The sequence below is a fragment of the Actinoplanes sp. NPDC051411 genome, assembly GCF_040682075.1.
Classification (GTDB): domain Bacteria; phylum Actinomycetota; class Actinomycetes; order Mycobacteriales; family Micromonosporaceae; genus Actinoplanes.
Window position 1 is genome coordinate 1 of record NZ_JBFBAD010000240.1, and the last position, 7,704, is coordinate 7,704.

General features: G+C 70.5%; 6 protein-coding genes. 4 read left to right on the forward strand and 2 right to left on the reverse strand.

Features of this window, described 5'->3' with window-relative positions; genetic code table 11:
• A partial coding sequence (locus AB0M88_RS52275) for a methyl-accepting chemotaxis protein (RefSeq protein WP_364115805.1) occupies nt 1-1,323 on the reverse strand: 1,323 nt, incomplete at its 3' end.
• A 240-nt stretch (nt 1,324-1,563) separates the two neighbouring features.
• Here AB0M88_RS52275 and AB0M88_RS52280 point away from each other — a divergent pair.
• Complete coding sequence (locus tag AB0M88_RS52280; protein WP_364115808.1) at nt 1,564-3,393, forward strand: arabinofuranosidase catalytic domain-containing protein; 1,830 nt, start codon at nt 1,564-1,566, stop codon at nt 3,391-3,393.
• A gap of 1 nt (nt 3,394) precedes the next feature.
• Here the strand turns inward: AB0M88_RS52280 and AB0M88_RS52285 are convergent, their stop codons facing one another.
• A complete protein-coding gene (locus tag AB0M88_RS52285; RefSeq protein WP_364115811.1) occupies nt 3,395-5,011 on the reverse strand; it encodes a methyl-accepting chemotaxis protein in 1,617 nt (538 codons plus the stop codon).
• A 265-nt stretch (nt 5,012-5,276) separates the two neighbouring features.
• Between AB0M88_RS52285 and glnII the strand changes: the two genes are divergently transcribed.
• From glnII to AB0M88_RS52300, 3 genes are read left to right on the forward strand one after another with little or no spacing between them, the layout of a single operon-like run.
• Nucleotides 5,277-6,284 (forward strand): glutamine synthetase, encoded by a 1,008-nt coding sequence (gene glnII, locus AB0M88_RS52290; protein ID WP_364115814.1) that lies wholly within the window; start codon nt 5,277-5,279, stop codon nt 6,282-6,284.
• Complete coding sequence (locus tag AB0M88_RS52295) at nt 6,281-7,060, forward strand: N-formylglutamate amidohydrolase (RefSeq protein ID WP_364115817.1); 780 nt, start codon at nt 6,281-6,283, stop codon at nt 7,058-7,060. The genes glnII and AB0M88_RS52295 overlap by 4 nt, the downstream gene beginning before the upstream one ends.
• Nucleotides 7,061-7,082: 22 nt before the next feature.
• The gene (locus AB0M88_RS52300) at nt 7,083-7,295 is read left to right on the forward strand and encodes a hypothetical protein (protein ID WP_364115820.1); all 213 of its coding nucleotides are present in this window, start codon (nt 7,083-7,085) and stop codon (nt 7,293-7,295) included.
• Nucleotides 7,296-7,704: the final 409 nt, after the last annotated feature.

Genomic DNA, 7,704 nt, shown 5'->3' on the forward strand with positions numbered 1-7,704 from the left:
GTGGGTGTCTGGTTTTTCCGCGTCCCCCCGCCGCTTTTGGCCCTCGGCCCCCGGGGCGGAATCCGGGGCTTGTACTTTCCCCGCGGCGGCCAGGCCGGCGAAGCCCTTGCCGGCGTCCCCGGCCCGGGCCGCCTCGATGGTCGCGTTGAGCGCGAGCAGGTTGGTCTGCTCGGCGATCGAGGTGATCAGCTTGACGACCTGGCCGATCTCGGCGCTCGACCGGCCGAGCTGGCCGATCGTCTCGCCGGCCTGGCGGGCGCTCTCGACGCCGCTGGCGGCCACCCCGGCGGCCATGCTGGCGCTGCCCGAGATCTCGCGGATCGCCGCGTTCATCTCCTCGGTGCCCGACGCGACGGTCTGCACGCTGCGGGAGACCTCCTCGGCCGCGGTGGCGACGCGTTCGGACTGGCCGGAGGCGTCACCGGCGGCGTCCGAGATGCGGCCGGCCGCGGCGGTCAGTTCGCTGGAGGCGCCGGCCAGCGTACGGCTGTTCTCGCCGATCGTGCCGAACGTGGTCAGCAGCACGTCGACCGTCTCGTTGACCGCCCGGCCCATGGTGGCGAGCTCGTTGCGGCCGGCGTGCGGGGCGCGGACGGTCAGGTCCTTGGTCGCCATGTCGCGCAGCGCGTCGCAGGTCAGCCGGAGCGGGATCGTGATGCTGCGGGTGACCAGCACGGCGAGGAGCGCGGCCACGGCGAGACAGATCAGCCCGATGATGATCATCAGCGTCCGCGCGGTGCCGGCCGCGTCGTCGGCCGAGGTCTGGGCCGCCACGGCGGCGGCGGAGGCGAACCCGTTCAGCCGGTCCACCGCGTCGAAGATCTGGCCCATCGTCGTCACCTCCTGACCGGCGATGAGGCCGTTGGCCTGGTTGCGCCCGGCCACGGTGCCCGTCCGGTAGGCCGTGATCGCCTGCTGGTCGGTGCTCATGAACTGCTCGAACGACTGCGAGATGGCGGTCAGCACGGCCTGCTCGTCGCCGGTCAGCGGGTGCTTCTGCACGGTGGCCAGGTCGTCGCGGAAGGCCGCGGTCGAGGCCAGGAACTTGGCCCGGGACCCGACGGAGTCCTCGGTCGCGCCGTTGACCCCGCGCGTGATGTCCAGCGCGTAGGCGTTCTGCCAGCCGTTGAAGTCGGCGGTCCGGAACTTCGTGACCAGCGCGTCCCGCCGGAGACTGGTGGCGGCCGCGAGCTTGCCGGTCGCGTTCTGGGCCCGGTTCTGGCCCCACACGCCGATCGCGACCGCGACCACCAGGCAGAGGCACACACAGGTGAACGCGCCGGCCAGCCGCGCGCCGATCGAAACGTTGCCGAACAGCCGCATGCTCGCCCTCTCACTTCGGTTCGATGATGACGATATGACGGGTTTGCCGGGCACGCGGGAGCCTTTCGAAAACAACACAGACGCACATTCGGGCAGGCCTGGAAGTCACAAAAGCCATCGGACATTGACCCAATCGACCAGCCCACGTAACTTTCTTAACGGGTCGATCCTCGTCTATGTGTCAGCGCCGCGGCCGCTGCGCCGGCCATCCCCATCCCCCTTCACCAGGGAGTCCTCCCCATGCGCAGACATCGATCCCCGGTGCTCGCCGCCTTCCTCGTGCTCGTCGCCGCCGTCTTCGGCCTGGCCCTGGCGTCCCCCGCCTCGGCCGCCGGCACGCTCCCCTGCGACCTCTACGCCTCCGGTGGCACCCCGTGCGTCGCCGCCCACTCGACCACGCGGGCCCTCTTCGGCGCCTACAGCGGCCGCCTCTACCAGGTCACCCGGGCCTCCGACGGCGCCGCCCACGACGTCGGCACGCTGGCCGCCGGCGGCTACGCCAACGCCGCCGACCAGGACGCCTTCTGCAACGGCACGACCTGCCGGATCACCCGGATCTACGACCAGACGACCCGGCACAACGACCTGTCGATCGCCCCCGACGGCGGCGCGGGCAGCGGCGACCGCGGCGCCGACGCGAGCGAGATCGCGGTCACCGCGGGCGGTCACAAGGTGTACGGCGTCTGGGTCTCCCCGGGCGTCGGCTACCGCTACACCGGTGTCGCGTCGGGCGTGGCCGTCAACGGCCAGCCCGAGGGCGTCTACATGGTCGCCAGCGGCACCCACGTCAACTCGGACTGCTGCTTCGACTACGGCAACGCCGAGTCCACCCCGTACGACACCGGCAACGGCCACATGGACGCCGTCAGCATCGCCACCACCTGCTACTTCGCCCCCTGCCAGGGCTCCGGCCCGTGGATCGAGGCGGACATGGAGAACGGCATGTTCCAGGGCGGCAACGGCTCCAACCCCAACCCGGGCAACAACTCGCCCTTCGTCACCGCGGTGCTGAAGAACAACGGCCAGACGACGTACGCCCTCAAGGGCGGCAACTCCCAGTCCGGCGGCCTGAGCACCTGGTGGAACGGGTCGCTGCCGACCGACAAGCAGGGCTACCGGCCGATGCACCAGGAGGGCGGCATCATCCTCGGCATCGGCGGCGACAACAGCAACCGCAACCGGGGCACCTGGTTCGAGGGCGCGATGGTCGCCGGCTATCCGGCCGACGCGACCGAGAACGCGGTGCAGGCCAATGTGGTCGGTGTCGGCTACGCCGGCCAGACCAACGTGCCCAACGGCCCGGCCGGCACGATCACCGGCCCGGGCGGCAAATGCGTCGACGTGGCGGCCGACGACACCGGGGCGAACGGCGCCGGGGTCCAGCTCTGGGACTGCCAGAACTACGCCGAGGACCAGTACTGGACACACTTCCCGGACAACAGCCTGCGTACGCTCAACCGCTGCCTCGACGTCAACGGCAACGGGACCGCCAACAACACCCAGGTCGAGCTCTGGGACTGCAACGGCGTGGGCGGTCAGAAGTGGATCCAGCAGGCCGACGGTTCACTGAGGAACCCGCAGTCCGGCCGGTGCCTCGACTCGCCGAGCGGGGCGACCGGCAACGGCACCCGGCTGCAGATCTACGACTGCAACGGCAGCGCGGCGCAGAAGTTCGCGGTCAACGGCGGCGGCACCACGCTCGGCCCGGGCGGCAAGTGCGTCGACGTCGCGGCCGACGACAGCGGCGCCAACCAGACCGCGGTGCAGCTCTGGGACTGCCAGACCTACGCCGCCGACCAGCACTGGTTCCACCAGTCCAACGGGTCGCTGCGGGCGCTCGGCCGCTGCCTCGACATCAACGGCAACGGCACGGCCAACAACACCCAGGTCGAGCTCTACGACTGCAACGGCGTCGGCGGCCAGGTCTGGCAGCAGCAGGCCGACGGCTCGCTGAAGAACCCGCAGTCCGGACGCTGCCTCGACTCGCCCAACGGTGCCACCGCCAACGGGACCCGGCTGCAGATCTACGACTGCAACGGCAGTGCGGCCCAGAAGTTCGCCCTTTCGTAGTTCAGACCCGGAAACGGGCCACGACCGTACGCAATTCGTCGGCGACCCGGGTGAGCTCGGAGACCGAGGCGTCAGCCTCGCCGAGCGCACCCGTGGTCGCCTGCACCGCCTCGGCGACCGAGTTGATGTTCCCGGCGATGTTCGAGCTGCCGCTGGCCGCGTCGCCGATGCTGCGGCTCATCTCGTTGGTCGTCGCGGTCTGCTCCTCGACCGCCGACGCGATCGTCACCTGGTAGTCGTTGATCTCGGAGATGATCCGGGAGATCTCGGCGATCGCCTCGACCGCGCTGGTCGTGTCGGCCTGGATCGCCTCGACCCGGCGCGAGATGTCCTCGGTCGCCTTCGCGGTCTCCTGGGCCAGGTCCTTGACCTCGGTCGCGACCACGGCGAAGCCCTTGCCCGCCTCGCCGGCCCGGGCCGCCTCGATCGTCGCGTTGAGGGCCAGCAGGTTCGTCTGCTCGGCGATCTGGGTGATCACCTTGACCACGTTGCCGATCTCCTCCGAGGACGTGCCCAGCTTGGCCACGGTCTCGTTGGTGGACTGGGCCACGCCGACCGCGCTGGAGGCGACCTGGGCGGCGTTGTTCGCGTTCTCGGCGATCTCGCGGATCGACGCGCCCATCTCGTCGCTGCCCGCGGCCACCGACTGCACGCTGGTCGACACGTCACCGGCACTCGCGGCCACGACGCCGGCCTGCGAGGACGCCTCGCGGGCTCCGGCGGCCAGCCGGGCGGTCACCTCGGTCAGCCGCTCGGTGCCCTCGCCGAGGGTCCGCGCGCCGTGGGTCAGCGCGAGCACGGTGCCGCGCAGTCCTTCTCGGGCCCGGTTCACCTCCTCGGCCATCACGCCGAGTTCGTCGCGGCCGTTGACCTGGGCCGGAACCGTGAGGTCGCCCTCGGCCACGGCGTGCAGCGCCTCCGAGACGGTGGTCAGCTGCCGCCGGACCAGACGCACCACGGCCACGCCGATCAGCGTCGCCAGCACGAAGCCGACGACCAGCGCGAGCAGCGTGACGAGCCGGGCCCGCGAGTATGCCTTGGCCGCGTCGGACTGCATCTTGTCGGCCTCGACGTCCTCCCGCTGCTGCAGCGCGGCCAGTGAGGCGTTGGCCTCGCCGTCGACCTGGTTGAAGACGGCGGTCTGGGTCTCGGGCGTCGGCTTGGTGTAGGGCGCCGAGATCGGCATGTTGAACAGCACCGCGTTGCGCAGGGCCCGGTAGTGCGCCTCGGCCGACACGAACTTGTCGAGCTCGCTGACCCGCGCGGGTGCGTTGGCGGCGATCTGGCGGTAGGAGGCGGCGGCCTTGTCGACGACCGCGTCACCCGCGAACACCGCCGCCTTGCCGATCGTCGCGGCCTGGGCGTTGGCGGCCGACCGGAAGACGAGGCCGCCGCGATACATCGCCGCGAGCCCGTGATACATGGTGGCGACCTGCTGGAGGCTGTCGACGTGGTCGTTCTTCATGGTCTGCAGGTCTTCGCTCAGCGCGGACATCCGGTTGATCGACAGGACGGCGACGAGGATCGCCACCACGCCCACGCTGGCCGCCGCGAACGAGGTCTTCACCGTCATGCTGCGGTCGCCGAGGATGCGGGCGGTGAGCCCTCGCTGCGACATGCCCGACAATTGTTTGGTGTCGGACATCCCGACCATGACGGACCTCCCGGTTCGGTGACTCGAATCGGCTCAACTGTAGAGACGGTTTCGCGTATATGGGATGAAAACCGCAAACCATGCGCGTTCTTAGCTCACACGTATTACCGCCGTGTTAAAGCGGAGCGTGGTTACGGTCGCACCGTACGAAGGTGGTCAGTCGGTAACATCCAGGCGCCGCGCCAATGTCGTCCCGGCTCTTTCCGCGCGACGCTCCCGAGGAGACGACATGCCGTTCAAGGCTGAATACATCTGGGTCGACGGCACGCAGCCGACGGCCAAGCTCCGGTCCAAGACCAAGATCGTCGACGACGGCGCCGACCTGCCGATCTGGGGCTTCGACGGCTCGAGCACCAACCAGGCGCCGGGCGACAAATCCGACTGCGTGCTCAACCCCGTCCTCAGCTGTCCCGACCCGATCCGCGGCGGCGACAACGTGCTGGTCATGTGCGAGGTACTGCTGATCGACGGCACACCCCACCCGACCAACACCCGGGCCGCCTGCACCGCGCTGGCCTCGCAATACGAGGACCAGGAGCCGATCTTCGGCATCGAGCAGGAATACACGTTCTTCAAGGACGGCCGCCCCTACGGTTTCCCGGTCGGCGGCGGCTACCCGGCCCCGCAGGGCGGCTACTACTGCGGCGTCGGGGCCGACGAGGTCTTCGGCCGCGAGATCGTCGAGAAGCACATGGACGCCTGCCTCACCGCCGGCCTGCACCTGAGCGGCATCAACGCCGAGGTCATGCCCGGGCAGTGGGAGTTCCAGATCGGACCGGTCGCCGCCCCGCGGGTCGCCGACGAGCTGTGGGTCGCCCGCTGGCTGCTCTACCGCATCGCCGAGGAGTTCGGCATCGCCGCCACCCTCGACCCCAAGCCGGTCAAGGGCGACTGGAACGGCGCCGGCGCACACACCAACTTCTCGACCAACGCGATGCGCTCCGGCTACGACGCGATCATCACGGCGTGCGAGGCGCTCGGCAAGCGGGTCCCCGAGCACATCGCGGGCTACGGCGCCGGCATCGAGCACCGGCTCACCGGCATGCACGAGACGGCACCATGGAGCGAATACAGCTACGGCGTCTCCGACCGCGGCGCCTCGGTGCGCATCCCGTGGCAGGTCGAGAAGGACGGCAAGGGCTACATCGAGGACCGGCGCCCCAACGCCAACTGCGACCCCTACGTCACGACCGCGCTGATCATCGAGACCTGCTGTTCGGCGCTCGCCCAGCCGTGACCCTGCCGTTCGAGATCACCGCCGGGGACCCCGCGTCCCCGGTGGTGCTGCACGTGCCCCACGCCTCGCGCGACCTGCCCCCGTCGGCGCGGGAGAGCCTGCTGATCTCGCCGTCGGAACTGGAGGAGGAACTCGACCACCTGACCGACGCGCACACCGACGAGATCGCGCTGCTCGCCGCGGCCCAGGCGACCTCCCGGCCCTGGATCCTGCGGCACCGGTGGTCGCGGCTGGCGGTCGATCCGGAACGCTTTCCCGACGACCGGGAGGAAATGCGGGCGGTCGGCATGGGCGCCGTCTACACGCACGGCTATGCGGGGCGCAGGCTGCGCGACGAGGATTCCGTACGCGCCGGGACCGCGCTCCAAACGCATTTCGGGCCCTACGCGGCCGCGGTGCGGGATCTGGTCGCCGACCGGCTCGCGGTCTGCGGGCGCGCGGTGATCGTCGACGTCCACTCCTATTCGACACGTCCCCTACCGTACGAATTGCATGGCGCAAGCCCGCGCCCAGCGGTCTGCCTGGGCACGGACCGTTTCCACACGCCGGCCGATCTGGTTCTGGCCGCGAAAGCGGCATTCGTCGACGTCGGGCTCGATACGCCGTTCGCCGGTTGCTACGTGCCGCTGGAGTTCCACGGCCGTGAGCCGGCCGTGACCGCCCTGATGATCGAGATCCGGCGGGACGGCTACATGACCGAACCCGGCGGCCCACCGACCGCGGGCTTGCCGGTGCTCGCCGCGCGCCTGGCCGCGCTGGTCAACGCCGTGGCGTGACCAGTGGCAGGAGACCTCGTCGATGACCGCCTTCTCGGACGGCGGCTGCAGGTTCATCAGCAGGCCGAACCGCATCAGGTCGCGGCGTCAGCCGCTCCGGGTCGATCACACCGCGCTCGACGCCGCGCCGGAGGACCTCGTCGGGCCCGAACGGCGGCTGCCGGGCGGCTGCCGCGCGCGGGCTGTGTGCACGCTGAACCGCGCGGCCACCTCGGCCCGCGAGCGCGACGCGTAGGCCAGCACGGCGATCAGATCCCCGCGCAGCGTGCCGGTATCGGGCGTCGGGACCTACCGGGTATTCGCGTTCCTACGCCGCTTCGACGTTCTGCTTGCTCAAGCAGACCTCGGCTGGACCAGCCCGAAACCTCCGCCACGTGGCCGCCGCGGAACGCTGGACGTGGCTCGTGCCGGCCGCTTATACCCAGCTACGGGTCGCCCCGCCCAACGGTCGCGGACCCACAGCGGCTCTGGGAACGGGTCGCCGAGCCCGTGCGACTCAGTCCAGACCGTGTCCGAAGAGGCCGCGCGACAAAGCGGACAATCCGTCACCACACCGAAAACCGTTCCCGGCCCCCCGCCGCTCCGAAACCCTCGCGGCCCGGCCCGGCCCGGCCCGGCCCGGCCCGGCCCGGCCCGGCCAGGCC